Annotated in this window: 1 protein-coding gene; it reads right to left on the reverse strand. The window is 39.7% G+C overall.

What is annotated here, in order from left to right; all coding sequences use genetic code 11:
* Positions 1 to 9: 9 nt before the first annotated feature.
* Positions 10 to 987 carry an IS110 family RNA-guided transposase gene (locus AC1DG9_RS27215; RefSeq protein WP_337716559.1) on the reverse strand — a complete coding sequence of 326 codons (978 nt, stop codon included), beginning with the start codon at positions 985 to 987 and terminating at the stop codon, positions 10 to 12.
* Positions 988 to 1,192: the final 205 nt, after the last annotated feature.

A 1,192-nucleotide genomic window follows, 5' to 3' on the forward strand; every position in this document is an offset into this window, starting at 1 on the left:
TCTCGATTTCTATGACAAAACCAAATCATTTTTATAGATGGTTTGGTTTTTTATTACAGCGAATATCCTATGGATGATTTTGTTTCTTACCGCATTTAAAACGCTCATCTTGTTCTTTCCCTCCTGAACTTTTCGTTTATAATATGTCCCCAGATCATTATTTAGCCTTATCGAACTCATTGCCGCAAGGTGGAGCAGGCTTTTCATCCCTTTATCTGCAAATACCGACACCCTGGGCCTATATCTTATTGAGGTTCCCGATTGATGGTCAAATGGCACCACTCCACAGTAACATGCCATTTTGCGTGGGTCGCTGATCGATGTAAAGCCCTCGGTCTTTGCAATCATCATCCATGAGACCACCTTTCCAACTCCTGGAACAGACCGTATAAGTTCCGCTTTGCACTTGAGTTCGCTATCCAGCATAATGTTCATTTCAATATCGGATTCAATCTTCTTTATCTGCACATCGATCGATTCAATGAGCTTTTTATTCAGTTTTAGCAGTTCTTTGTCCAACGCGATTGACTTCATCATCTTATAATCATGTTGCTGTCTGACAAAACTGCTTTTCATTGCTACCCTAGTTGCCCGCTCGGTTAGCAGAACTTTAAGCCTTCTTATCGATAACGATAACTGGCTCCATTGTTTAGTTCCTTGCTGGTTCTTTTCGATGTAGCTACAGATCCGAAGCGAATCAATCTTATCGTTCTTTCCTCGTGAGAGACCAAGGCTCTTCTTCAAGTGCAATGGTGAGAGCACATAAACGAATAGTTCTAGCTCGGCTAGAACCTCAAACAGGTTCCAGTTGTAGCGCCCGGTATTCTCCATAGCAACTACGGTTCCTACTGTTGTGTGCTTTTTAAAGAACAATCTAATGGGTTTTAGCTGGTTCTGAATGTTGAAATACTCAACCTTTCCATCAGTCTTTAAACAGATATCTAATGTTTTGCTGCTGATGTCGATTCCAATAAAAATCTTTTTCATAAATTTGTTTTAAGAATTGAAATGAGAATTCATCAGTTCGGCTCAAGTCCTTAATAATGGGTCATTAGCCCTAATTTCTATTTGAGTTCCTGATGAAAGGGAGGCAGAAGTCTAAATCGAGACATGAGTCCAAACTCTGACGAAAGGATAGTTTACTTCTGCTTCCTTCTCATTCTAAAAATAATCAAAACAAATCTAAAGGACG

Source organism: Pedobacter sp. 05L430 (assembly GCF_056397585.1).